Raw genomic sequence first — 25,504 nt, forward strand, 5'->3', positions numbered from 1 at the left:
GGCGCCCGCCCGTCGTCCGGCGTCTCCCCCGTACGGCCCCCTTCCGGCTGCGGCACATGCCACGGATGACCGATCCTGGCCGGGATGCGGGGCCGACGCCCCGCGCGACGGAGGAGGCGCCGTGACAGTCCTGACCCGGATCCCGCTGGAGGGCGGAGGGTCCGTCCTGGTCGAGGCACCGGCCGGCCCGGAGGGACCGGTGCGGGCCGGACGCGTCGGTGAGTTCCTGCACGAGGCACCGCAGACCCTGCAGGAGGCGCTGGAACCGGTCGCCCAGGCGGCCCAGAGCGCCCTGGACGAGCTGCGCAAGGCCCGGCCCGACGTGATCACGGTCGACTTCGGGGTGGACCTCACGGTCGAGGCGGGGGCGGTGATCACCAAGGGCCGGGCCGCCTGCCACCTCCAGGTGACGATGTCCTGGCAGAGCGCGCAGGCCTAGGGCCTGTCCGACAATTCGCGTCGTCGCCCGAAGGGCGGCCGCGCGGCGTCAGGTGCGTGCTCTGGGGGTCCCCCCGGCCGGAGGCTGGGGGAGTGCCGGACCCAGGCCCTCGTACTGGACGTACTCGGGTCTGGGGCCGGTGCGGCGAGAGCGCGTGCATGGCGTCGCGCGGCAGACGGGAATTGTCAGACAGGCCCTGGCAGGCCCCGTACCGGGCCGATCTGACGGCGGGCCGGCTCGCGCCCGCCGCCAGTCCCTCACCCGGCGGAGGCTACGGCCGCAGCGCCGGCTCCCGCTCCGGGTCCCGTACGTCCAGCTTCGCGTCGTACGTCGCCAGTGGCCTCGCCTCGGCCACGGTGGACGGGGAGGCGCCCGCCCACTTCAGGATGCGGGCCGTGGCGAGGTCCTTCTGGTCCGGGACGAGGCCCGCCACGTTCGCGCCGTGGTTCATGCCGGGTGCCGTGAAGACGTACGCGTCACGGGCGCCCGCGCCGAGGCGGAAGCGTTCCGAACCCCAGGGGTCGTTCTGGCCGTAGACGAAGAGCATGTGGTCGGCGTGGTGGCGCACCCACGTGTCCACGTCCCGCATCGCCCGCGGCTGGAAGCGCATCGGGATGGAGCGGGGGACGAAGTTGCGCGGCGGCTGGTAGCCGTAGCGGATCAGCTTCCGCTCGATGTGCGGGAAGTGGATCGTCGGGGCGCCCAGCTGCGTGCCCGCCTGGTAGTAGTACGGGGTGTACGTCTCCAGGCCCTGGTCCGTGTAGGCGGAGAAGCCGGAGATCGTGTCGACCGAGGTCCAGATCTCCTCGTCGGTCGCGGTCGCCGCGTGCGCCGGGACGGTCTCGCAGTCCTTCAGCAGGCTGTACTGCCAGAAGCCCCAGACGTAGTCGAGGACGACGGCCTCGTAGGCCTTGTCGAGACCGCCGATGGTGTCGAAGGTGTAGCCCTTGTCGGCGGCGTACTGCGCGTACCGCTTCTCCAGCGGCTCACGGCGCACCAGTGCCTCCCGCTGGACCGCGTTCAGCCGGTCCCGGCACTCCTTGGTGCCGACCCGCTCGAAGAACCGGTCGTACGCCGAATCCTCCTTGTTCACGACGTCGTTGGGGGCGACGTACGCCACGACGCCGTCCATGTCGCGGGGGTAGAAGCGCTCGTAGTACGTCGCCGTCATGCCGCCCTTGGAGCCGCCGGTGGCCAGCCAGTTGGCGGAGTAGAGGGGCTTCAGGGCCTGGTACACGCGGTGCTGGTCGCTCGCCGCCTGCCAGATGTCCAGCTTGGACCAGTCGGCCGGGTCGGGGCGGGACGGGGTGAAGAAGCGGTACTCCAGGGAGACCTGGTTGCCGTCCACGATCTGGGTGGGCTCGCGGCGCGACGGGTTGGTGGAGACGTTGTAGCCGCTGGTGTAGAAGACCGTCGGGCGGCTCACGTCCTTGTGCAGCACGGTGATGCGCTGCTGGAAGGTGCCCCGGTCCGGGTGGCGGTGGTCGATCGGCTGGGTGTAGTTCAGGACGAAGTAGCGGTAGCCGGGATACGGCTTCTCCTGGACGAGACTCATGCCGGGTATCGACAGGAGCCGGTCCTTGATGTCGGTGGGCTCGGGCTCGGCGGCGGTGGCCGCGCCGGTTGCCGTGCTCAGCGTGCCTATGAAGACCGTGAGCGCCAGCAGCCATCTGAGCGCCTTGCGCATGCGCACTCTCCCCTGTGAGACAGATGTGCGCCGGAAGCTATCCCAGCAACTTGCCTCACACCAGGGGGATTTGAGTGCTCCTCGTCACCCCGGCACCGGGCCGGGGCCGGGCGCTCAGCACAGGGTCCAGCCGGAGCTGACCGAGTACCGGCCCACCGCGCCCCTGATCCAGACACAGCGGTGGCCGGCGTGCACGGTCACCGGGCCGGCGTGGTACCGGTAACGGCCGCTGTCGACGACGGGCCGGTTGCCGCGGGCCTGCACGCTGACCGACATGGTCCGGGCGGCGCCGGGGTCCTTCGCAACCGTGACGGCACAGACGTAGCCGTTGCGCTGGTAGACCCGGGTGACGCCGGTCTTGAACGGCAGGGTCTTCACCACCCGCCCGGCGCAGGCGCCGGACGATCCCGCCGCCTGCGCGGTCCCCGTCGCCGTGAGCGTGAGCGCCCCGGACACGGCCAGCACGGCCGCGGCGAGCGCCAGTCGCCCGCGCAGTCGTCGGCCTGTCGCACCACTGTCCACTGTCGTCCTCCCCGTAATCGGACACACTCCCGGATGCCCGTACTGATGTACGGACGCACGGGTGTGTCGGATGGTTGCACGACCGTCAGGGATGCACCTCGGCCCCGGGGCTCAGCGGGACACGCCGACCGGCTCCTCCGGCTCGGACTGGCCGACGAAGGTCCGCCACAGCTCGGCGTACCGGCCGCCGCGGGCCAGCAGCTCCTCGTGGGTGCCGTCCTCCACGACCCGGCCGCGGTCCAGCACCACCACCCGGTCCGCGCGGGCCGCGGTGGTGAGCCGGTGCGCGACGACCAGCGTCGTACGGCGGCCCGCCAGCCGGTCGGTGGCCTGGTTGACCTGGGCCTCGGTGGCCAGGTCCAGGGCGGCCGTGGCCTCGTCCAGCAGCAGGATGTCCGGGTCGACCAGTTCCGCGCGGGCCAGCGCGATCAGCTGGCGCTGTCCGGCCGAGAGGTTGCGGCCGCGCTCGGCGACCTCGTGCAGATAGCCGCCCTCCAGCGTCGCGATCATCTCGTGCGCGCCGACCGCGCGGGCCGCCGCCTCCACCTCGGCGTCGGTGGCGTCGGGGCGGCCGTAGGCGATGGCGTCGCGGATGGTGCCCGGGAAGAGGTACGCCTCCTGCGGCACCACCCCGAGCCGGTGCCGGTACGCGGTGAGGTCCAGGGCGCGCAGGTCCGTGCCGTCGACCGTGACCCGCCCGGCGGTCGGGTCGTAGAACCGCGCGACCAGCTTGACCAGGGTCGACTTGCCGGCGCCCGTCTCCCCGACGAACGCGACCGTCTGCCCCGCCGGGACGGTCAGGTCGACGCCGGACAGCGCCTCCTCCTCGTCGCCGTACGAGAAGTGCACGCCCTCGAAGGCGATGTCACCGCGCAGGGAGAGCACGTCGAGGGGCTCGGTGGCGGACCGCGTGGACGTCGGCTCGCGCAGCAGCTCCTGGATGCGGCCCAGCGAGACCGTGGCCTGCTGGTAGCCGTCGAAGACCTGGGAGAGCTGCTGGACGGGCGCGAAGAACAGGTCGATGTAGAGCAGGTACGCCACCAGGGCGCCGGTCGTCAGCGTGGCCGCCTCCACCCGGCCCGCGCCCGCGATCAGCACGGCCGCCGCGGCGACCGAGGAGAGCAGCTGCACGAACGGGAAGTAGACCGAGATCAGCCGCTGGCCATGGATACGGGCGCTCCGGTAGGCGTCACTGCGCTCGGCGAACCGGCGACCGCCGTCCCGCTCCCGCCGGAAGGCCTGCACGATCCGCAGCCCGGCCACGGTCTCCTGGAGATCGGCGTTCACCGTGGAGACCCGCTCGCGGGCGAGTTCGTACGCCTTCACGCTCGCCCGGCGGAAGAAGAAGGTGGCCACGAACAGCGGCGGCAGGGTCGCGAAGACGACCAGCGCGAGCTGGAGGTCGAGCACCAGCAGGGCGACCATGATCCCGAAGAAGGTGACGACCGAGACGAACGCGGTGACCAGGCCGGTCTGCAGGAAGGTGGAGAGCGCGTCGACGTCCGTCGTCATCCGGGTCATGATCCGGCCGGTCAGCTCGCGCTCGTAGTAGTCCAGGCCGAGCCGCTGGAGCTGCGCGAAGATCTTCAGCCGCAGCGCGTACAGCACGCGCTCGCCGGTACGGCCGGTCATCCGGGTCTCGCCGACCTGCGCGGCCCACTGGACGAGCACGGTCAGCAGGCCGAGCAGCGCCGCCGCCCAGACCGCGCCGATCGCCATCTTCGTGACGCCCGAGTCGATGCCGTGCCGGATCAGCACCGGCAGCAGCAGGCCGGCGCCCGCGTCGACGGCGACCAGCAGCAGGCTGACGAGCAGGGGCAGTCCGAAACCGCGCAGCAGGCGGCGCAGGCCGTAGGAGTCCTCGGGCAGGACCGCGCGGCCCTCGTCGATGTCCGGGGTGTCGGTGGCCGGGGGCAGCGCCTCCACCTGGGCGAGCAGCTCCGGGGTGGCCGGGGTGCCGGACAGGGCTGTGTCCTTGGGTTCGCGGTCGCCGGTCCACAGCCGGGGGGTCACCCCGCGCTCGGCGTCGAACTCGGCGTCCAGCTCGTCCCGGACGGAGGTGTCCTCCTGCGGCTCGGCCGGGCGGGCGTGGCCCGGGGAGACCCCGCCCAGCTCGTCGGGGTCGGTGAGCAGCCGGCGGTAGAGGGCCGAGCGCTCCTGGAGCTCGTCGTGGGTGCCGAGGTCGGCGAGCCGGCCGCCGTCGAGGACGGCGATGCGGTCGGCGAGGTTCAGGGTGGAGCGGCGGTGGGCGATGAGCAGGGTCGTACGGCCCCGCATCACGTGCGCCAGCGCCTCGTGGATCTCGTGCTCGACGCGGGCGTCCACGGCCGAGGTGGCGTCGTCCAGGACCAGCAGGCGGGGGTCGGTGAGCAGGGCGCGGGCGAGCGCGACGCGCTGGCGCTGGCCCCCGGAGAGGGTCAGGCCCTGCTCGCCGACCTTGGTGTCGTAGCCGCGCGGCAGCTCCCTGATGAAACGGTCCGCCTGGGCGGCGCGGGCGGCGGCCTCGATCTCCTCCTGGGTGGCGTCCGGGCGGCCGTAGGCGATGTTGTTGCGGACGGTGTCGGAGAAGAGGAACGAATCTTCCGGAACCAGGCCGATCGCGGCCCGCAGCGAGTCCAGGGTCAGCTCGCGCACGTCGTGGCCGCCGATCAGGACGGCGCCGTGGGTGACGTCGTAGAAGCGCGGCAGGAGCAGGGAGAGAGTGGACTTGCCGGAGCCGGAGGAGCCGACGACGGCGAGGGTCTCGCCAGGCCGGATCTCGAAGCTCAGCCCGTCCAGCACGGGATGCTCGTGGTCGTAGCCGAAGGACACGTCGTCGAACTCGACGGTCGCGGGCGCGTCGGCGGGCAGCTCCTTGGTGCCCTCCTTCAGGGTGGGCTCGGTGTCGATCAGCTCCAGGACGCGCTCGGTGCCGGCCCGGGCCTGCTGGCCGACCGTGAGGACCATCGCGAGCATGCGGACCGGGCCGACCAGCTGGGCCAGGTAGGTGGAGAAGGCGACGAAGGTGCCGAGCGTGATGTGACCGCGTACGGCGAGCCAGCCGCCGAGGGCCAGCATGGCGACCTGGCCGAGCGCCGGGACGGCCTGGAGCGCCGGGGTGTACCTGCTGTTCAGGCGGATCGTGCGCAGGCGGCCCGCGAACAGCCGGCGGCCGACCTCGCGCAGCTTGTTCGTCTCCTGGTCCTCCTGCCCGAAGCCCTTCACCACGCGGACACCGCTCACCGCGCCGTCCACCACGCCGGCCACGGCGGCGGCCTGGGCCTGGGCGTACCAGGTGGCGGGGTGGAGCCTGCTGCGGCTGCGCTTGGCGATCCAGCCGAGGGCGGGCGCGACGGCCAGGGCGACCAGGGTCAGCGGCAGCGACAGCCACGCCATGATCACCAGGGACATCAGGAAGAGCAGGACGTTCCCGATGGTCATCGGGAGCATGAAGAGCAGGCCCTGGATCAGCTGGAGGTCGCTGGTGGCTCGGCCGACGACCTGCCCGGTGGACAGCTCGTCCTGGCGGCGGCCGTCCAGCCGGGTGATCGTGCCGTACATCTCGGTCCGCAGGTCGTGCTGGACGTCCAGGGCGAGCCGGCCGCCGTAGAAGCGGCGTATGTAGGTGAGGGCGTAGACGAGGAGGGCCGCGCCGACGAGGGCGCCGGCCCAGGGGGCCATGTCGCGCGTGCGGGCGCCGATCACGTCGTCGATGATCACCTTGGTGATCAGCGGGACGACGGCCAGGACGGCCATGCCGGCGAGTGACGAGCCGAGGGCCAGGACGACGTCCTTCGGATACCGCCAGGCGTATCCCGCCAGGCGTCGTGCCCATCCCCGTTGCGCTGCCACGCCGGTGCCTTCCGTTCGACCTGCTCTACCGCAGACACCAACGCCACGGGGAGCGGATTTCATCCCTCCGCAACGAACGGCTCCGCTGGGTCCGGCCCCCGTGACACTGCGACGCGGACACGTCACCGCAGAACCCGTAGGTGACGTACGTCAGACCGTCCCGGGAGGCGTCAGCCCTGCGGCGGTACGGCGACGAACGCCTCGCTCGGCGAGTCGGTCGGGGTGTAGCGGGTGACACCGGGCGTGGTCGGCACCAGGTCCTTGTGGATCACCTTGGACACGTTCTGGATGGTGGTCACGCCGTAGTCCATGGTGCTGTCGTCCTGGGTCAGCACGGTGATCATGTAGTCGTGGCCGGCGCCGTTGAAGGTGCCCAGGCTGTGCACCCGCCAGCCATGCGTGGAGCGCTGCAGCCAGCCGTTCTTCACGTGCACGGCGACGGAGGACGGCGCCCCGGCCGGGGTGCCCCAGCGCTGGTCCGCGACGACCTGGCCCATCAGCTTGAGGATGTAGGCGCGGGCGTTGTCGCTCAGCACACTGTTCCTGGCGGTGACGAGTTTGAGCAGCTTCTGCTCGTCATTGACGTTCTCCTGGGTCAGACCCCAGTAACCGTCCGCGCCCGGCACGGTCTTCGTCATGCCGGCGGCCGTCAGGAACCCCTGGATCTTCGCCACGCCCAACTGCTTCCACAGCTTGCTGGTCGCGTCGTTGTCCGACTCGGTGATCATGGCCGTGGCGAGTGCGTCCTCGGTGTCGGTCAGGTACCGGTTGCTCTTCTTCGCGTCCCACAGCAGCGTGGCGAGCACGGTGACCTTCACGGTGCTGGCCGAGTCGAAGGCGGTGGTGGCGTTCAGGGTGCAGGTGGTGCCGGTGGAGCGGTCGTACAGACCGAGGCCGACGGTGCCCTCGCGGTTCGCGAGGGCGGCCGTGATGTCCTTCTTCAGCTTGGCGGCCAGGCCCGCCTTGGCGGACGTGCAGTCGACGGTGGCCGTCGGTGCCGCCGTGGCCGGAAGGGCGGTGGTGCAGACGAGCAGCGTGGCAGCGAAGGCGGTGGTGAATGCCCCGGCTCTGCGGGATATCCGGTGGGTCATGAAGACTTCCCCCTGTGACGTCGGTCGGGCGTCCTGCGGGTACGCATGTTCGCAGTACGGGAGTTCGCAGGATCAGGGGGGGTCGGCCATCGGGCCGGCAGCCCGTCGGCGAGGGCCGGGCGACGGCCGATACGCGTACTGCGGCGGCCTGTTGACGCGGCCTCACGCCGCCTGGACGCCTGCGCCCGCCCCGGCCGAGGCCGGCCGGCAGCGCAGGACCTCGCGGGGCGGCGTGAGGCCCGGGCTCAGCCCTGCGGCGGTACGGCGACGAACGCCTCGCTCGGCGAGTCGGTCGGGGTGTAGCGGGTGACACCGGGCGTGGTCGGCACCAGGTCCTTGTGGATCGCCTTGGACACGTTCTGGATCGTGGTGATCCCGTAGCTCATGGTGCTGTTGTCCTGCGTCAGCACCGTCATCATGTAGTCGTGGCCGGCGCCGTTGAAGGTGCCCAGGCTGTGCACCCGCCAGCCGTGCGTGGAGCGCTGCAGCCAGCCGTTCTTCACGTGCACGGCGACGGAGGACGGCGCCCCGGCCGGGGTGCCCCAGCGCTGGTCCGCGACGACCTGGCCCATCAGCTTCAGGATGTAGGAACGGGCGTTGTCGCTCAGCACACTGTTCCTGGCGGTGACGAGCTTGAGCAGCTTCTGCTCGTCATTGACGTTCTCCCGGGTCAGACCCCAGTAACCGTCCGCGCCCGGCACGGTCTTCGTCATGCCGGCGGCCGTCAGGAAGCCCTTGATCTTCGTCATGCCGAGCTGCTTCCACAGCTTGCTGGTCGCGGTGTTGTCGGACCGGGTGATCATGGCCTTGGCGAGCGACTGCTCGGTGCTCGTCAGGTACCGGTTGTGCTTCTTCGCGTCCCACAGCAGCGTGGCGAGCACGGTGACCTTCACGGTGCTGGCCGAGTCGTAGGCGCTGGTGGCCCGCAGGGTGCAGGTGGTCTTGGTGCTGCGGTCGTACAGGCCGACGGCGACGGTGCCCTTGCGGTTCGCCAGGGCGGCCGTGATGTCCTTCTTCAGCTTGGCGGCCAGGCCCGCCTTGGCCGACGTACAGCTCACGGTGGGCGTGACCGCGGCGGCCGGGGTGGCGGCGGTCACGGCCGGTATGAGCAGCGCGGCACTGAGGGCGGCCGCGAGCGCACCCGCCCGAGCGGATGTCCGGTGAGTCATCGAAAGTCCCCTTGAAGGTCGTACGGGCGTCCCCCTGAACGCCGTTGAGCGCACCCGTGCGCTGCCTCGATGGACTCGCCAAGGGGGTCGATAGTTGTACGTACGTTCGGGGAAAGGGACGTGTCTCACCGGGCCCTCGCCGACCCACGGGGTCCGGACGGGGCGCGCACGGCTTCCGCGACTGGGGGGAAAGCGGCTGAGCGGAGCGCGGGCGGCGGCTCCTACGCGGTGGCCGGCGTCCGCGTGCGGTGGCCGGCGTCCGGCCGGGCGGCTACGTCACCGCGGTCAGCGTCGCGTAGACCACGACGTTGCCCAGGTAGCCGGTGCGCTTGGTGTAGCCGCCACCGCAGGTGATCAACCGGAGCTCGGGCCGGCCGGAACTGCCGTAGACCTTCTCGCTGGGGAACTCGTCCCGGTCGTACAGCTCGACGGCGCGGACGGCGAACAGCGCCGTCCGCCGGTCCGCCCGGCGGACCTCGATGGTGGCGCCCCGGGCCAGGGCGCCGAGATCGTAGAAGACACCCGGGTCTCCGGTGGGTGTGTCCACGTGCCCGGTGGCGACGGCGGTTCCCGCCGAGCCGGGAGCCGTGCCGTCGCCGTACCAGCCGACGAGGCCGGGTTCGCCGCCTGCTGGGGTCCGGAGCGCACCTGTCGCGTCGAGGCCCACGCGGGTCATCGGGGCGTCCACGCCGATGGCGGCGATCCGGAGCCGGACCGGATCCGCGGGAGGCAGCGGACGGACCGTGCGGCCGGTGGGGTGCGCGGGGGCCGAGAAGGCCTGGGCCGCCGACGGCCGCGGCGGCTCCCCGCCGTGGACCCCGTTGACCAGCAGCAGGGCGCCCGCCGTCATCACGCAGGCGAGAAGGAGCCCGACGGGGCTCAACGCGTCTCGGGGAGCGCTGGTGGGGTGTCCGGGTGCCATCGCGGTCGGGCCTCTGCTTCACGGCGGGTGCGGCGCGGCGGGTGGTGCGGGCCTCGCGGCCATCGGACCGAGCCCGTTCCGGGGCCGGTCACAGGCCGAGGCGGGGGGCCGGCCGGGGGGGGTCGGACGGTCAGGTCCGGTCGCCGTTCGGGCGGCGGCGCAGCCAGACCACGCTCCCGGCGGCGGCCGTGACGAGCAGCCCGCCGCCCAGGACGAGCTTCGTGCCCGTGTCCTCGTCCGGTCCGAAACCGGCGCTGACCGAGCCGGCCGGAGGGCGGCCGATGACCTGGTACGTCTCCGTGAGCTTGGTCAGTGGCGGACACTTCAGGGTGATGGTGTCGCTGCTGCCCGGCCTGGCTCCTTCCGGGATCCGGAACTGGCCGGTCAGCTCCCCCTCCTCGTCACCTTCGAAGAGGTGGAAGTCTCCACCGACCTCCGAGTTCCCCTTGCCGTAGTCCGCGTCGGGGTCGCAGGCGCTCGTACTGACCGTGACCGTGGAGCCCGGGTAGGCCTTCCACGAGTCGATACGGACATCCGAGTCGTCGGCGGCGGCGGCCGGGATCTGCAGTCCGAGAGCACCGAGAGCCAGGCCGATCCCCGCACCCAGGTGTGTGTAACGCATGCGAATCCTCCAACGGAACAGTGTCCGGCCTGTCTGCGCGGCGCCTCTCCTGTGTTCCGCTCACGAGGCAACCGACAGTCCGTCAGTTCCGCAACCCGAGGCAGCGCCGGATGTGTCACCCGGTCAGGTGCCGCGGCGTCCCGTCCCGGTCGCTTGCGCAGGTCACCGTCGGTGGAGATCACGTATGCGCATCACCCGCCACCCCGTCCCCATCACGGTGAAAGCCGGCCGGGCGGTCCCACGCGGGGGGACCGCCCGTCGGGGCCGCTCGGTCAGCCCAGGTGCGTCGGCGCGAACATCCGCAGCACCGCCGGGAGGACGACCACCGAGGGGCCCGGCGCGGACAGGGCCTTGGCCAGGTCCTCCTCCAGGGACTCCGGGGTCGTGCGGACGCCCGGGACGCCGAAGGACTCCGCGAGCGCCACGTAGTCCGGACGGTGCAGTTCCGTCGCGGTCGGCCGGCCGAAGGCGTCCGTCATGTACTCGCGGAGGATGCCGTAGCCGCCGTCGTCGATGATCAGCCAGGTGACCGGCAGGTCGTACTGCTTCGCCGTCGCCAGCTCGGCGATCGAGTACAGGGCGCCGCCGTCGCCCGAGACCGCGAGCACCGGGCGGGTCGGGTCCGCCGTCGCCGCGCCCAGGGCCGCGGGGAAGCCGTAGCCGAGGCCGCCCGCGCCCTGGGCCGAGTGCATGGTGTTGGGGCCCTGTGGGTCGAAGGCCGACCAGGCCCAGTACGCCAGGATCGTCATGTCCCAGAAGGACGGGGAGTCGGCGGGCAGGGCGCGGCGGACCGAGGCCAGTACGTTCCGCTCCAGGGTGAGGTCCTGGGACGCGATGCGGTCGGCCACGCGGGCCAGGAGGTCCCGTACGCGCTGCGGTGCCGTGTCGTCCTTGCGCTCCTCCACCGTCTCCAGCAGCGCCTGGAGGGCCGGGCGGGCGTCCGCGTGGATGCCCACGGCGGGGTGGTTGGCCTCCAGTTTGCCGAGGTCGGCCTCGATCTGGACGACTCGGCCGCGGGGCTTGAACGTGTGGTAGTTCGAGGAGAGCTCGCCCAGGCCCGAGCCGACCACCAGGAGCACGTCCGCGTCCTCCAGGAAGTCCGTCGTGTGGCGGTCCTCCAGCCAGGACTGCATCGACAGGGGGTGGTTCCAGGGGAACGCGCCCTTGCCGCCGAAGGTGGTCACGACCGGCGCCTGGAGCTTCTCGGCCAGCCGGCGCAGCTTCCCTGACGCGTCCGCGCGGACGACCCCGCCTCCCGCGATGATCGCCGGGCGGGCCGCGTGCGAGAGCAGGTGGGCTGCCACGGCCGTCAGTTCGGGGCGCGGGACCAGGTCCTCCGGGGTCGCGTCCATCGCCGTCACCACCGGCAGGGACGCCTCGGCGAGGAGGACGTCCTGCGGGATCTCCACCCATACCGGGCCGTGCGGGGCGGTCAGGGCCGACTTCCAGGCCGCCGCGATCGCCGACGGGATCTGGGACTGCGTACGGACCGTGTGAACCGACTTCACGACGCCCCGGAACGAGGCCGCCTGGTCCGGGAGTTCGTGGAGGTAGCCGTGCCGGCCGCCGCCCAGGCCCGCCGTCGGGATCTGGCTGCTGATCGCCAGGACGGGGGCGGACGCGGCCGCCGCCTCCTGGAGCGCGGCCAGTGACGTCAGCGCGCCCGGTCCCGTCGACAGCAGCAGCGGGGCCGCCTGGCCGGTGATCCTGCCGTAGGCGTCGGCCGCGAAGCCCGCGTTGTTCTCCACCCGCAGGCCCACATAACGCAGCGAGGACCTGCGCAGGGCGTCGAACATGCCGAGGGCGTGCTGGCCGGGCAGGCCGAAGACCGTGGTCGCGCCGAGCCCGGCCAGCGTCTCCACGACCAGGTCTCCGCCGTTGCGCCCCGGGGGAGGGTTCAGGGCGGCGGTGATCTGCGCCGGCGTCGGGCGGAGTACCAGGTCGTGGTCGTGAGTCACTTCGCTTCCGCGTCCTTCCGGGCCGCCGCGATCTGGCGGCTCATGATGGTGGTCAGTTCGTACGCCGTGTGGGAGGCCGCGACCGAGGTGATCTCCGCGTGGTCGTAGGCCGGGGCGACCTCGACGACGTCCGCCGAGACCAGGTTGCAGCCGGCCAGCCCGCGCAGGATCTCCAGCAGCTCGCGGGAGGTCATGCCGCCCGCCTCCGGGGTGCCGGTGCCGGGCGCGTGCGCCGGGTCGAGGCAGTCGATGTCGATGGAGATGTACAGCGGGCGGTCGCCGATGCGCTGGCGCAGCTGGTCGGCCACCTCGTCGGCGCCCCGGCGGTAGATGTCCGCCGAGGTGACGATGCCGAAGCCCATCTTCTCGTCGTCGGTGAGGTCCTGCTTGCCGTACAGCGGGCCGCGGGTACCGACGTGGGAGAGCGCCTCGGTGTCGAGGATGCCCTCCTCCACCGCGCGGCGGAACGGGGTGCCGTGGGTGTACTCGGCGCCGAAGTAGGTGTCCCAGGTGTCCAGGTGGGCGTCGAAGTGGAGCAGGGCGACGGGGCCGTGCTTCTTCGCCACCGAGCGCAGCAGCGGCAGGGCGATGGTGTGGTCGCCGCCGAGGGTCATCAGACGGGCGCCGGTGCCGAGCAGCTCGTCGGCCGCGGCCTCGATCGTCTCGACGGCCTCGTTGATGTTGAACGGGTTGACGGCGATGTCGCCGCCGTCCGCCACCTGCGCGAGGGCGAACGGGGAGGCGTCCTGCGCCGGGTTGTACGGGCGCAGCAGCCGGGACGCCTCGCGGATGGCGTTGCCGCCGAAGCGGGCGCCCGGCCGGTACGAGACGCCGGAGTCGAACGGCACGCCGACCACGGCGACGTCGGCGGTGCCGACCTCGTCGAGGCGGGGCAACCGGGCGAAGGTCGCGGGTCCGGCGTACCGCGGGATGCGGGAGGAGTCGACGGGGCCGCGGGGCGTCTCGTTGCTGCTCATGGTGAATTGCCTTCTTTCCTGCGCTTCATCGCGCTTGCACTGCTTTTCCTATGACTCTACTGGGGAGTCGGGACCGGTTCGGACACGAGTTCGGGGGATCGGCCGGCGAGACGCTCGCGCCAGGTGGCGAGCACCGCCTCGTCGGTGGGCCTGGTCGCCAGGGAGACGGCGACGTAGGCCGCGAGGGAGGCCAGCAGGCCGTAGTAGACGGGTTCGTTGGCGAGGATGCCGTAGCCGGCCATCAGGCCGATGACGGCGAGGCCGCCGACGACGACGGAGGCCAGCGCGCCCTGGACGGTGCCGCGCTTCCACAGCAGGCCGCCGAGGATGGGCACGAGCAGGCCGCCGACGAGGAGGTTGTAGGCGACGGTGAGCGCCTCGACCACGTTGTTCAGCGCGATCGCCGTGCCGATCACGGCCAGGCCCATGATCAGGATGAAGGCGCGGTTCCCCCTGACCTCGTCGTGGTCCTCGCCGTCGCGGCGTACGACACCGCGCAGGCGGGACCAGATGTCGTTGTTGGCGACCGTGGCGCAGGCGATCAGGGCGCCGGAGGACGTCGACATCACGGCGGCGAGGGCGGCGGCCAGGACCAGGCCGCGCACGCCGACGGGGAGCTCGTCCTTGACGATGGTGGCGAAGGCGTCGTCGGGGCTGCCCAGCTTGGGATAGAGCACCTTGGCCGCGGTGCCGATCACCGCGCCGGCCAGGGCGTAGGCCAGGCAGTAGGTTCCGGCCACCGTGCCGCCCCACTTGGCGGTCCTGTCACTGCGGGCGGTGAAGACGCGCTGCCAGATGTCCTGGCCGATCAGCATGCCGAACGTGTAGATCAGGACGTAGGTGAAGATCGTCTCGCCGCCGATGCCCAGCGGGTCGAAGTACGAGGTCGGCAGCTTGGCCTTCATCTCGGAGAAGCCGCCCGCCTTGACGACGGCTATCGGCAGCAGGAGCAGGAGCACGCCGATCGTCTTGACCACGAACTGGACCATGTCCGTCAGCGTGATGGACCACATGCCGCCGAGGGTGGAGTACGCGACGACGATCGAGCCGCCCAGGATGATCGCGACGGTCCGGTTCATGTCGAACAGGACGTCGAAGATCGTGGCGTAGGCGATGGTCGAGGTCACCGCGAGCATGAGGGTGTACGCCCACATGACCACGCCGGAGATGACGCCGGCCCGCCCGCCGTAGCGCAGGTCGAGCATCTCGGAGACGGTGTACACCTTCAGGCGGGCGATGCGCGCCGAGAAGAAGACCGACAGGGCGAGCAGACCGAGGCCGATGGTGAAGACCATCCAGGCGCCGGAGAGGCCGTACTGGTAGCCGAGGCCCACCCCGCCGATGGTGGAGGCGCCGCCGAGGACGATCGCCGCCATGGTGCCGGAGTACATGGCGGGCCCGAGGCGCCGGCCGGCCACGAGGAACTCGCTCTTGGACCTGGCGCGGCGCATGCCCCACCAGCCCATGGCCAGCATGCCGGCGAGATAGACGACGATCACTGTGTAGTCGACGGCCATGAGGCGGCCCTCCTTCGCGCACTGTCCGGTGGCGTGTCGTGCAGATGCTTCGGGGATGTGCCGGCAGCGGCTCGCGGGGACATCCGCCCGTACCCGCGGCTGCCGTGCCCACCCGACACTAGGTGGCCGGAAAGCGACTGCGAAGTGTACGTTTCATCCATATGAACGGGGCGGGATGGAGGAAACGCACACCATGCCGGAAACGATCGCCCCAGCAGTCCCACCGACCCCACCGGTACCCCTCCAGGCGCTGCTGGCCCGCGAGGACCTCGCGCTGCGGCAGATCGCCGGGCCGGCGGATCCGGGGATCGTGATCCACTGGGCGCACACCTCGGAGATGGCCGACCCCTACCCCTACCTGCTCGGCGGCGAGCTGCTGCTGACCGCCGGGGTGCACGTCCCGGAGGCGGCCGGCTCCGACGGGGGCGCCCCCGGTCGGATGGGTCCGGGGCTGGAGGAGTACTTCGACGGCTACGTCTCCCGGATCGTGGCGGCGGGCGGGGCGGCCCTCGGCTTCGGGCTGGCCCCGGTGCACGACACGGTCCCGCGCGCCCTGGTCGCCGCCTGCCAGCGGCACGGCCTGCCGCTACTGGAGGTCCCGCCGCAGACCACGTTCTCCGGCGTGGCCCGCGCGGTGTGGCAGCTGATGGCTCAGGCCCGGCTGGCCGAGCTGCGCCGGGTCACCGAGGCCCAGCAGAGCCTCGCGGCAGCCGCGGCCCGGCCGGATCCGGTCCCCTCGGTGCTGCGCCAGCTGGCCCAGCGCCTCGGCGGCCGCGCGGTGTTGTACGGGCCGGACGGCACGCAGGTCGCGCATGCGGGCCGGGAGACACCGCAGGGCGTGCGGACGGCGCTGGCGGAGCTGGCCGCGGTGGTGCGGCCGGCGACCGGAGCGGCGCCGGCGCCGGACCCCGGCCGCCCGCACCCCACCTCCGCCACCGACACCCACGGCTCCACCCACCTCGCCGTCTACGCCCTCGGGGCCGGCGCCGGCTTCGTGCTCGGCGTGGCCGCTTCCCGGCGGGACCCGGGGGACCACACCATCGCCTCGGTCGCCGCCGTACTGCTGTCCCTGCTGACCGGTGAGCACCAGAGCGGGGCCGGGGCGGCCCGGTCCTCCGCGCTCGTGCGGCTGCTGCTGGGCGCCCCGCCCGAGCAGGTGGCCCCCCTGCTCGGCACCGGGCAGTGGCTCGTCGTCCACGCACGGCCGGAGGCGCAGACCCCGGACGCGGTCGCCGCCTCGGCGCTCGGCGCCGCGCTGGGCTCGCCGCTCGTCGACCTCGCCGGTGACGTCGTACGGGTGCTGGTGCCGGCGGACCGGGAACCCGAGCCGCAGCCCGGCTGGACGCTCGGGGTGAGCGCCGCGGCCGGGCCGCCGGAGTGGCCGGCCGCCGACACCCAGGCCGCCCGTGCCCTCGCCCGGGCCCGCGCGACCCGTACCCCGCTGGTCCGGCACGCCGCCCGGCCGGCGCTGGAGGACCTGGTGCCGCGGGCGGACGCCGACACGCACGCCCGTACGCTGCTCGCCCCCCTCGCGGGGCAGGCCGCGCTGGCCGACACCCTGCGCACCTGGCTGTCCCTGCACGGCAGTTGGGACCGTACGGCGGTGGCGCTGGACGTGCACCGCAACACCGTGCGGCAGCGGATCGCCCGCTGTGCCGCCCTGTTGGCCGCCGACCTGGACGACCCGGACGTCCGCATGGAGCTGTGGTTCGCGCTGCGGCGGACCTGAGGACAGGGCCGGGCGACCCCGAGTGACCCCCGTCCCAGCGGGCGGTATGCCAAGGACGCGGGCCACGGGCTGCCTCACAATGGGAGGCATGCCGATACCCGGGACACCCAGCCGCGCCCAGCTCGTCGACCACCTGGTGCGCACCCGAATCGCGGGGGACGTCGCCACGCCCCGCGAGAACAACCTCTCCCACTACCGCCAGCTCGCCAACGGTGTCCGGGGCTTCTGGCTCGGCCTGGAGCTGGGCGACCGCTGGACGGACGAGCAGGACGTCCTCGCGGTGATGGCCGAGCGGGTGGGTGTCAACGACGACCCGGAGTACCGGTACGGGCAGGACACCATCGACCCCGAGCTGACCGTGGACGCGCTGGACCGGATGGCGGCGCGGCTGCGCAAGGCGGCCGGGGGACGGCAGCGGGTGCTGTTCGCGACCGGGCACCCGGGCGGTCTGCTGGACGTGCACCGGGCCACGGCCGCCGCGTTGCGCGCCGCCGGCTGCGAGATCGTGGTCATCCCGGACGGGCTGCAGACGGAGGAGGGGTACGTCATGCAGTTCGCGGACGTGGCCGTGCTGGAGCACGGGGCGTCGCTGTGGCACACCCACTCGGGTGAGCCGATGCGGGCCATTCTGACGGGACTTGAGCGGGAGGGGCGGCCGCTGCCGGACCTGGTGGTCGCCGACCACGGCTGGGCCGGGTACGCGGGTCAGCACGGCGTCGACTCCGTCGGGTACGCCGACTGCAACGACCCGGCGCTGTTCCTCGCCGAGTCCGAGGGCACGGTCCAGGTCGTCGTGCCACTGGACGACCACGTCGTCAGCCCGCGCTACTACGACCCCATGACGGCGTATCTGCTCGCCGAGGCGGGTCTGGCCTGACGGGGTGACGGGTATGACGGGATGACAGGCGTGACGTGCGGTCCCGCTGCCGGGGCCGCACGCCGCGGTCAGTACCCGGTCGGGTCAGTGACCGTGCCCACCTCCTCCGTGGCCGCCTCCGCCGCCGTGGTCGCCGCCATAGCCGCCGTGGTCACCGCCGTAGCCGCCGTGGTCACCGCCATAGCCGCCGTGGTCGCCGCCGTAGTCGCCGTGGTCGCCGTAGCCGTAGTCGTCGTCATCGTCGCCCCACCAGTCGTGGTCGCCATGACGTCCGTTGTCGTCGTCTCCCCAGCTGCTGCTGTAGGAGCTGTGGTCGCTGTGGTCCGCCGCAGAGGCGGCTCCGGCCGTGCCGATCGCGGCTCCGCCGGCCAGCAGCAGGCCGGAGGCGGACAACGCGACAAGACGCCTCGTGCGCTGTGATCGCATGGGAATACCTTCCATCTCCATCGTCTCTCGCGGCTCCCGGCGGAAGGCGCGAGGTGGATGGCCGTCGCCGCTCGTGGAGGGAGGGAAAGGCGGCGCGGTCTTTACAGATGTCACCGCAGCCGGTTGGACGAAACGGCGTCGGGCTCCTCGTACTCCGGGTACACAGGGCAGGCCGTTCGCTGCGGCTTTCACTCAGAGAGCCTAGACCCACATGTGTCACACGTCACCTGGAACGGCACGCCGGTCACTCCGGTCGCGGAACGCGGACCACGCCCTCCTGGATGACCGAGATGGCGAGCCGTCCGTCCTGGGTGTAGATACGGGCCTGGCCGAGGCCGCGGCCGCCGTGCGCGGACGGCGACTGCTGGTCGTACAGCAGCCATTCGTCGGCCCGGAAGGGCCGGTGGAACCACATCGCGTGGTCCAGGGAGGCCCCGACGACGTCGCCGACGGCCCAGCCGCCGCGCCCGTGCGCGAGCAGCACGGAGTCGAGCAGGGTCATGTCGGAGACGTAGGTGGCGAGGACGACGTGCAGCAGGGGTTCGTCCACGGCGCCGTGGAGCTTGCCGTTGGTGCGGAACCACACCTGGGAGTGCGGCTCGCGCGGCTCGCCGTACTGCCCGTACGGCGGCTCGTCCACGTACCTCAGGTCGATCGCCTCGCGTGCCTCCAGGAACCGCTCCACCACCTCGGGCGCGAGGTGGCCGTAGCCGCGCAGCCGCTCGTGGGAGGTGGGCAGGGTGGCCGGGTCGGGCGCGGCGGGCATGGGCGTCTGGTGGTCCAGCCCCTCCTCGTACACCTGGAAGGACGCCGAGAGGTGGAAGATCGGCTTGCCGTGCTGGACGGCGACCACCCGGCGGGTGGTGAAGGACCGGCCGTCCCGGATGCGGTCCACGGTGTAGACGATCGGCGCGCCCGGGTCGCCGGGGCGCAGGAAGTAGGCGTGCAGGGAGTGGGCGGGCCGGTCCGAGGGGACCGTCCGCCCGGCGGCGACCAGTGCCTGCGCCGCGACCTGCCCGCCGAAGACGCGCGGGACGACTGCGGAGCGGGACTGGCCGCGGAAGATGTTCTCCTCGATCTGCTCCAGGTCGAGCAGATCGAGGAGATCCTGGAGTGCCTGGCTCATGGCGTCAGTTGTACCGGCCAGTGATCGCGTGTCGGTGTCGCGGGCCTTACAGGCCCATGTCCTTGGCGATGATCGTCTTCATGATCTCGCTGGTGCCGCCGTAGATGCGGTTGACGCGGTTGTCCGCGTACAGGCGGGCGATCGGGTACTCGTTCATGTAGCCGTAGCCGCCGTGCAGCTGGAGGCAGCGGTCGATCACGCGGTGCGCGACCTCGGTGCAGAACAGCTTGGCGGAGGCGGCCTCGGCCGGGGTCAGCTCACCGGCGTCCAGGGCCTCCGTCGCGCGGTCGGCGACGGCCTCGGCGGCGTCCACCTCGGCCTGGCAGGCGGCCAGCTCGAACTTGGTGTTCTGGAAGTGGGCGACCGGCTTGCCGAAGACGGTGCGTTCCTGCACGTACTGCTTGGCGAACCGGACGGCGGCCTTGGCCTGCGCGTAGGCGCCGAAGGCGATGCCCCAGCGCTCGGAGGCCAGGTTGTGGCCGAGGTAGTAGAAGCCCTTGTTCTCCTCGCCGAGCAGGTCCTCGACCGGCACCTTGACGTCGACGAACGCCAGCTCGGCGGTGTCGGAGGTGCGCAGACCGAGCTTGTCCAGCTTGCGGCCGACGGAGTAGCCCTCGGACTTGGTGTCCACGGCGAACAGGGAGATGCCGTGACGGCGGTCCTCGGCGGTCGGCGCGGCCGTGCGGGCGCAGACGATCACCTTGTCGGCGTGCACGCCACCGGTGATGAAGGTCTTGGCGCCGTTGAGGACGTAGTGCGTGCCGTCCTCGCTCAGCCTGGCGGTGGTCTTCATGCCCGCGAGGTCGGAACCGGTGCCCGGCTCCGTCATCGCGATGGCCCACATCTCCTCGCCGGTGACGAACTTCGGCAGGTACCGCTTCTTCTGCTCGTCGGTGGCGAGCATCTTGATGTACGGCAGGGCGAGCAGCACGTGCACGCCGGAGCCGCCGAAGTTGATGCCCGCGCGGGCGGTCTCCTCGTAGATGACCGCTTCGAACTTGTGGGTGTCCAGGCCCGCGCCGCCGAACTCCTCGGGCACGCTGATGCCGAAGACGCCCAGCTCACCGAGCTTGTAGTAGAAGTCGCGCGGCGCCTGGCCGGCGGCGAACCACTCGTCGTACACCGGTACGACCTCGGCCTCGATGAAGGCGCGAAGGGTCTCCCGGAACGCCTCGTGATCCTCGTTGAACACCGTACGGCGCACGCCGCCACCTCCACGTACCTGACATCGGCATGTCTAAGCGCTTGCTCACTCAACCGTACCGGTGAGTACGGAACGCCGTCCAGGGGGGTTCCGCCGTAACGCTCGTCACGCCGGGGCGTCAGGACGGGGGCGTCGCCCTTCCGGCCGCGGGCGGTGTCCACGGCCCCCTCGTCCGGGGCGGAGGGAATCAGATCCGGCCGCCGACCCGCCGGAACAGCCGGAACCCGCTATTCCGCACCGGCCGCCTCGAACGCTCCCCGCGCCATCCGGTGCAGCAGGGCCGCCGTCGTCTGGCGGCCGGGGAGGGTGCCGGCGCGGCCGAGGTGCGGGGTGGAGTTGAGCAGGCCGAAGACCGAGTGGACGGCGGAGCGGGCGGCCGGCTCGGTCAGGCCCGGATACACCTCGCGGACCACCTCCACCCACAGTTCGACGTACTGCCGCTGGAGCTGCCGCACCAGCTTGCGGTCGCTGTCGCGCAGGCGGTCGAGCTCGCGGTCGTGCAGGGTGATGAGCGGGCGGTCGTCCAGGGCGAAGTCGATGTGGCCCTCGATCAGGGAGTCGAGGATGCGGGTCGCCGGCACCCCGTCGGCCTCGGCCAGCCGCCGCTTGGCACCGGTCAGCAGCTGCCCGCTGATGCCGACCAGCAGCTCGGCGAGCATCGCGTCCTTGCCCGGGAAGTGCCGGTACAGACCGGGGCCGCTGATGCCGACGGCGGCGCCTATCTCGTCGACACCGACGCCGTGGAAACCGCGCTCGGCGAAGAGCCGGGCGGCCTCCTTGAGGATCTGCTCGCGGCGGGTCGGGGCGTCGGTTCTGGTGGCCATGCAGCCAATTCTAGACAGCGAGGTTAGCGGTCGTTAACCTGAAGGAAATGGTTAACGCTCATTAACAGGTTCGAACAACCGGGTGAGGGGACCGCAGGATGCAGGAGGCACCGGAGCTGACGAGCGCGGCAGACCCCGCGTCGGAGGCCTGGCGGGCCAATGAACAGGCCCATCTCGCCCTCGTGGAGGAGCTGCGCGCCAAGCTGGCCGCTGCGGCCCTCGGCGGCGGCGAGAAGGCACGGGCGCGGCACACCGCGCGCGGCAAGCTGCTGCCGAGGGACAGGGTGGACACGCTGCTCGACCCGGGCTCGCCCTTCCTGGAGCTGGCCCCGCTCGCGGCCGACGGGATGTACGACGGGCAGGCCCCGGCCGCCGGGGTGATCGCCGGGATCGGCCGGGTCAGCGGGCGCGAGTGCGTGATCGTGGCCAACGACGCCACGGTCAAGGGCGGCACGTACTACCCGATGACGGTGAAGAAGCACCTGCGCGCGCAGGAGGTGGCCCTGGACAACCGGCTGCCGTGCGTCTACCTGGTCGACTCCGGCGGGGCCTTCCTGCCGATGCAGGACGAGGTCTTCCCGGACCGGGACCACTTCGGCCGGATCTTCTACAACCAGGCCCGGATGTCCGGCGCCGGCATCCCGCAGATCGCGGCCGTCCTCGGGTCCTGCACGGCCGGCGGGGCGTACGTCCCGGCGATGAGCGACGAGGCCGTGATCGTCCGCAACCAGGGCACGATCTTCCTCGGCGGGCCGCCCCTGGTGAAGGCGGCCACCGGCGAGGTCGTCACCGCCGAGGAGCTGGGCGGCGGCGAGGTGCACTCGCGGATCTCCGGGGTCACCGACCACCTCGCGGAGGACGACGCGCACGCCCTGAGGATCGTCCGGAACATCGTGGCCACGCTGCCCGCCCGGCGCTCCCTGCCCTGGGAGGTCCAGCCGTCCGTCGAGCCCAAGGTCGATCCCCACGGGCTGTACGGCGCCGTCCCGGTCGACTCCCGCACCCCCTACGACGTCCGCGAGATCATCGCGCGCGTGGTCGACGGCTCCCGGTTCGCCGAGTTCAAGAGCGAGTTCGGGCAGACCCTGGTCACCGGGTTCGCCCGGATCCACGGCCACCCGGTCGGGATCGTCGCCAACAACGGCATCCTGTTCGCCGAGTCCGCGCAGAAGGGCGCCCACTTCATCGAGCTGTGCGACCAGCGCGGCATCCCGCTGGTGTTCCTGCAGAACATCTCCGGCTTCATGGTCGGCAAGGACTACGAGGCGGGCGGCATCGCCAAGCACGGCGCCAAGATGGTGACCGCGGTGGCCTGCACGCGCGTGCCGAAGCTGACGGTCGTCGTCGGCGGCTCCTACGGCGCGGGCAACTACTCGATGTGCGGCCGGGCCTACTCCCCCCGTTTCCTGTGGATGTGGCCCAACGCCAAGATCTCCGTCATGGGCGGCGAGCAGGCCGCCAGCGTCCTCGCCACCGTCAAGCGCGACCAGCTGGAGGCGCGCGGCGAGGAGTGGCCGGGCGAGGAGGAAGAGGCCTTCAAGGCGCCCATCCGCGCGCAGTACGAGCGCCAGGGCAACGCCTACTACGCCACCGCCCGCCTGTGGGACGACGGCGTGATCGACCCGCTGGACACCCGTCAGGTCCTCGGTCTGGCCCTGACGGCCTGCGCCAACGCGCCCCTGGGAGAGCCCCAGTTCGGCGTCTTCCGGATGTGAGGAGGGGAACCGTGTTCGACACAGTGCTGGTGGCCAACCGGGGCGAGATCGCCGTACGCGTCATCCGTACGCTCCGCTCGCTGGGCGTGCGCTCGGTGGCGGTCTTCTCCGACGCCGACGCCGACGCATGGCACGTCCGGGCGGCCGACACGGCGGTACGGATCGGTCCGGCGCCGGCCGCCGAGAGCTATCTGTCGGTGGAGCGGCTGCTGGAGGCCGCCGCCCGCACCGGCGCCCAGGCCGTCCACCCGGGGTACGGCTTCCTCGCCGAGAACGCGGGCTTCGCGCGCGCGTGCGAGGAGGCGGGGCTGGTCTTCATCGGCCCGCCGGCGGACGCGATCGCGCTCATGGGCGACAAGATCCGTGCCAAGGAGACGGTGAAGGCGGCCGGGGTGCCGGTGGTACCCGGCGGGCGCGACCCCGAACTGGCCGCGGCGGCCCGCGAACTGGGGGCGCCCGTGCTGCTGAAGCCGTCCGCCGGCGGTGGCGGCAAGGGCATGCGGCTGGTGCGGGACATGAGCGTGCTGGAGGAGGAGATCGCCGCCGCCCGCCGCGAGGCCCGCGCCTCCTTCGGCGACGACACCCTGCTGGTGGAGCGGTGGGTCGACCGGCCCCGGCACATCGAGATCCAGGTACTGGCCGACGGCCACGGCAACGTGGTCCACCTCGGCGAGCGCGAGTGCTCCCTCCAGCGGCGCCACCAGAAGATCATCGAGGAGGCGCCGAGCGTCCTCCTGGACGAGGGGACCCGGGCCGCGATGGGCGCGGCGGCCGTGCAGGCGGCCCGCTCGTGCGGGTACCGCGGCGCGGGCACGGTGGAGTTCATCGTGCCGGGCGGCGACCCCTCGTCGTACTACTTCATGGAGATGAACACCCGCCTCCAGGTGGAACACCCGGTCACCGAACTCGTCACCGGGCTCGACCTGGTCGAGTGGCAGCTGCGGGTGGCGGCCGGGGAGCGGCTGGGCTTCGCGCAGGAGGACCTGCGGCTGACCGGGCACGCGGTGGAGGCCCGGATCTGCGCCGAGGACCCCGCGCGCGGGTTCCTCCCGTCCGGTGGCACGGTGCTGCTGCTGGACGAGCCGCAGGGCGACGGTGTCCGCACCGACTCGGGGCTGAGCGAGGGCACCGAGGTGGGCAGCCTGTACGACCCGATGCTGTCCAAGGTGATCGCCTACGGCCCCGACCGCGCGACGGCGCTGCGCAGGCTGCGCACGGCCCTCGCGGAGACGGTCACGCTGGGCGTGCAGACCAACGCGGGCTTCCTGCGCCGGCTGCTGGCCCATCCGGCGGTGGTGGCCGGCGAGCTGGACACCGGGCTGGTCGAGCGGGTGGTGGACGAGCTGGTCCCCGCCGAGGTGCCCGAGGAGGTGTACGAGGCGGCGGCGGCCGTGCGGCTGGCGGCGCTGCACCCGCGCGCGGAGGGCTGGACCGACCCCTTCTCGGTGCCGAGCGGCTGGCGCCTGGGCGGCACCCCGAAGCCGCCGTCCTTCCCGCTGCGGGTGCAGGAACCGGTGACCCACACCCCCCGGGGTTCCCACGCGGTCACCGGGGACCGGGTGTCCGTCACCCTCGACGGCGTCCGGCACACCTTCCGCCGCGCCGGTGACTGGCTGGGCCGTGACGGGGACGCCTGGCACGTGCGCGACCACGACCCGGTCGCCGCGTCCCTGAACCGCTCGGCCCACGCGGGCGCCGACTCGCTGACCGCGCCCATGCCGGGCACGGTGACGGTGGTGAAGGTGGCCGTCGGGGACGAGGTCGCCGCCGGGCAGAGCCTGCTGGTGGTCGAGGCGATGAAGATGGAGCACGTCATCTCCGCCCCGCACGCCGGCACGGTCGCCGAGCTGGACGTGACGCCGGGCACCACGGTCGCCATGGACCAGGTGCTGGCCGTCGTCGCACCGCACGAGGAGGTGGCGCAGTGACCGCCGGAGAACTTCCCATGGTCGTACCGGCCCCGGCCCTGCCCGCGCGGGTGCGGATCCACGAGGTCGGCGCGCGCGACGGGCTGCAGAACGAGAAGACGGCCGTACCGACCGAGGTGAAGGCGGAGTTCATCCGCCGGCTGGCCGGGGCGGGCCTGACCACGATCGAGGCGACGAGCTTCGTGCACCCCAAGTGGGTGCCGCAGCTGGCGGACGCCGAGGAGCTGTTCCCGCTGGTCCGGGAGCTGGGCGCCGACCTTCCGGTGCTGGTGCCCAACCAGCGCGGGCTGGACCGGGCGCTGGCCCTCGGCGCCGACCGCGTCGCCGTGTTCGCCAGTGCCACCGAGTCCTTCGCCAAGGCCAACCTCAACCGCACGCTGGACGAGTCCCTCGCGGTGTTCGAGCCGGTGGTGCGGCAGGCCAAGGACCGGGGCGTGCACGTGCGCGGCTATGTGTCGATGTGCTTCGGCGACCCGTGGGAGGGCGCGGTGCCGCTGCACCAGGTGGCGCGCGTCTGCACGGCCCTGCGGGACATGGGCTGCGACGAGCTGAGCCTCGGCGACACGATCGGGGTGGCCACCCCGGGCCATGTGCTCGAACTGCTCTCCCTGCTGAACGAGGAGGGTGTGCCGACGAACGTGATCGGCGTGCACTTCCACGACACCTACGGTCAGGCGCTCGCCAACACGCTGGCCGCGCTGCAGCACGGCGTCACCACGGTCGACGCCTCCGCGGGCGGACTGGGCGGCTGCCCGTACGCCAGGTCCGCCACCGGCAACCTCGCCACCGAAGACCTCGTCTGGATGCTGCACGGGCTCGGCATCGAGACGGGGGTCGACCTCGGCCGTCTGACCGCCACGAGCGTGTGGATGGCCGAACAGCTGGGCCGGCCCAGCCCGTCCCGTACCGTCCGCGCTCTCTCCCACAAGGACCAGTGATC

At 72.2% G+C, this 25,504-nt stretch carries 20 protein-coding genes; 6 read left to right on the forward strand and 14 right to left on the reverse strand.

The genetic code is table 11. The features are described 5' to 3' along the window. The first annotated feature begins 121 nt into the window (after positions 1-121). Positions 122-439, forward strand: a complete 318-nt coding sequence (locus S1361_RS15130) for a CU044_2847 family protein (RefSeq protein ID WP_208032371.1) — start codon at positions 122-124, stop codon at positions 437-439. A gap of 271 nt (positions 440-710) precedes the next feature. Here S1361_RS15130 and S1361_RS15135 read toward each other — a convergent pair whose 3' ends face one another. From S1361_RS15135 to S1361_RS15180, 10 genes are all read right to left on the reverse strand, one after another. Continuing rightward, complete coding sequence (locus S1361_RS15135; protein ID WP_208032372.1) at positions 711-2,126, reverse strand: S28 family serine protease; 1,416 nt, start codon at positions 2,124-2,126, stop codon at positions 711-713. A gap of 114 nt (positions 2,127-2,240) precedes the next feature. Next, on the reverse strand, positions 2,241-2,648 hold the full coding sequence (locus tag S1361_RS15140) for a hypothetical protein (protein ID WP_208032373.1): 408 nt from the start codon (positions 2,646-2,648) through the stop codon (positions 2,241-2,243). A 111-nt stretch (positions 2,649-2,759) separates the two neighbouring features. Then, positions 2,760-6,479, reverse strand: a complete 3,720-nt coding sequence (locus tag S1361_RS15145) for an ABC transporter ATP-binding protein (RefSeq protein WP_208032374.1) — start codon at positions 6,477-6,479, stop codon at positions 2,760-2,762. A 170-nt stretch (positions 6,480-6,649) separates the two neighbouring features. Continuing rightward, positions 6,650-7,570, reverse strand: a complete 921-nt coding sequence (locus S1361_RS15150) for a serine hydrolase (protein WP_208032375.1) — start codon at positions 7,568-7,570, stop codon at positions 6,650-6,652. Positions 7,571-7,815: 245 nt separating this feature from the next. After that, positions 7,816-8,739 (reverse strand): serine hydrolase, encoded by a 924-nt coding sequence (locus tag S1361_RS15155; protein WP_208032376.1) that lies wholly within the window; start codon positions 8,737-8,739, stop codon positions 7,816-7,818. 271 nt (positions 8,740-9,010) lie between these two features. After that, the gene (locus S1361_RS15160; RefSeq protein ID WP_425088017.1) at positions 9,011-9,589 is read right to left on the reverse strand and encodes a class F sortase; all 579 of its coding nucleotides are present in this window, start codon (positions 9,587-9,589) and stop codon (positions 9,011-9,013) included. 202 nt (positions 9,590-9,791) lie between these two features. Further along, positions 9,792-10,283, reverse strand: a complete 492-nt coding sequence (locus tag S1361_RS15165) for a sortase (RefSeq protein WP_208032378.1) — start codon at positions 10,281-10,283, stop codon at positions 9,792-9,794. A 272-nt stretch (positions 10,284-10,555) separates the two neighbouring features. After that, positions 10,556-12,241 carry a thiamine pyrophosphate-binding protein gene (locus S1361_RS15170; RefSeq protein WP_208032379.1) on the reverse strand — a complete coding sequence of 562 codons (1,686 nt, stop codon included), beginning with the start codon at positions 12,239-12,241 and terminating at the stop codon, positions 10,556-10,558. Beyond that, complete coding sequence (gene speB / locus S1361_RS15175; protein WP_208032380.1) at positions 12,238-13,218, reverse strand: agmatinase; 981 nt, start codon at positions 13,216-13,218, stop codon at positions 12,238-12,240. The genes S1361_RS15170 and speB overlap by 4 nt, the downstream gene beginning before the upstream one ends. A 56-nt stretch (positions 13,219-13,274) precedes the next feature. After that, the gene (locus tag S1361_RS15180) at positions 13,275-14,735 is read right to left on the reverse strand and encodes a sodium:solute symporter family protein (RefSeq protein ID WP_208032381.1); all 1,461 of its coding nucleotides are present in this window, start codon (positions 14,733-14,735) and stop codon (positions 13,275-13,277) included. Between the two features lie 175 nt (positions 14,736-14,910). On the opposite strand from S1361_RS15180, the gene S1361_RS15185 reads away from it, so the two are divergent. Further along, positions 14,911-16,464: a PucR family transcriptional regulator ligand-binding domain-containing protein gene (locus S1361_RS15185; protein ID WP_425086608.1), complete on the forward strand. Its 1,554-nt coding sequence runs from the start codon at positions 14,911-14,913 to the stop codon at positions 16,462-16,464. 88 nt (positions 16,465-16,552) lie between these two features. Next, positions 16,553-17,341 (forward strand): phosphatase, encoded by a 789-nt coding sequence (locus S1361_RS15190; protein ID WP_208032383.1) that lies wholly within the window; start codon positions 16,553-16,555, stop codon positions 17,339-17,341. 84 nt (positions 17,342-17,425) lie between these two features. Here the strand turns inward: S1361_RS15190 and S1361_RS15195 are convergent, their stop codons facing one another. The 4 genes from S1361_RS15195 to S1361_RS15210 all read right to left on the reverse strand — a co-directional run bounded on the left by S1361_RS15195 (position 17,426) and on the right by S1361_RS15210 (position 20,921). Then, positions 17,426-17,767, reverse strand: coding sequence for a hypothetical protein (locus tag S1361_RS15195; RefSeq protein ID WP_208036976.1), 342 nt, complete (start codon positions 17,765-17,767; stop codon positions 17,426-17,428). A gap of 244 nt (positions 17,768-18,011) precedes the next feature. Next, a complete protein-coding gene (locus S1361_RS15200; protein ID WP_208032384.1) occupies positions 18,012-18,893 on the reverse strand; it encodes an acyl-CoA thioesterase in 882 nt (293 codons plus the stop codon). 46 nt (positions 18,894-18,939) lie between these two features. Beyond that, complete coding sequence (locus S1361_RS15205) at positions 18,940-20,097, reverse strand: acyl-CoA dehydrogenase family protein (protein WP_208032385.1); 1,158 nt, start codon at positions 20,095-20,097, stop codon at positions 18,940-18,942. 227 nt (positions 20,098-20,324) lie between these two features. Continuing rightward, the gene (locus S1361_RS15210; protein WP_208032386.1) at positions 20,325-20,921 is read right to left on the reverse strand and encodes an SACE_7040 family transcriptional regulator; all 597 of its coding nucleotides are present in this window, start codon (positions 20,919-20,921) and stop codon (positions 20,325-20,327) included. A 98-nt stretch (positions 20,922-21,019) separates the two neighbouring features. Here S1361_RS15210 and S1361_RS15215 point away from each other — a divergent pair, with 98 nt between their 5' ends. The 3 genes from S1361_RS15215 to S1361_RS15225 are packed head-to-tail and all read left to right on the forward strand — an operon-like array spanning position 21,020 to position 25,502. Further along, the gene (locus S1361_RS15215; RefSeq protein ID WP_208032387.1) at positions 21,020-22,636 is read left to right on the forward strand and encodes a carboxyl transferase domain-containing protein; all 1,617 of its coding nucleotides are present in this window, start codon (positions 21,020-21,022) and stop codon (positions 22,634-22,636) included. 11 nt (positions 22,637-22,647) lie between these two features. Continuing rightward, positions 22,648-24,564, forward strand: coding sequence for an ATP-binding protein (locus S1361_RS15220; RefSeq protein WP_208032388.1), 1,917 nt, complete (start codon positions 22,648-22,650; stop codon positions 24,562-24,564). Between the two features lie 17 nt (positions 24,565-24,581). Next, positions 24,582-25,502: a hydroxymethylglutaryl-CoA lyase gene (locus S1361_RS15225; protein WP_425088019.1), complete on the forward strand. Its 921-nt coding sequence runs from the start codon at positions 24,582-24,584 to the stop codon at positions 25,500-25,502. The last annotated feature ends 2 nt before the right edge of the window (positions 25,503-25,504 follow it).

The organism is Streptomyces cyanogenus (assembly GCF_017526105.1).
GTDB lineage: Bacteria > Actinomycetota > Actinomycetes > Streptomycetales > Streptomycetaceae > Streptomyces > Streptomyces cyanogenus.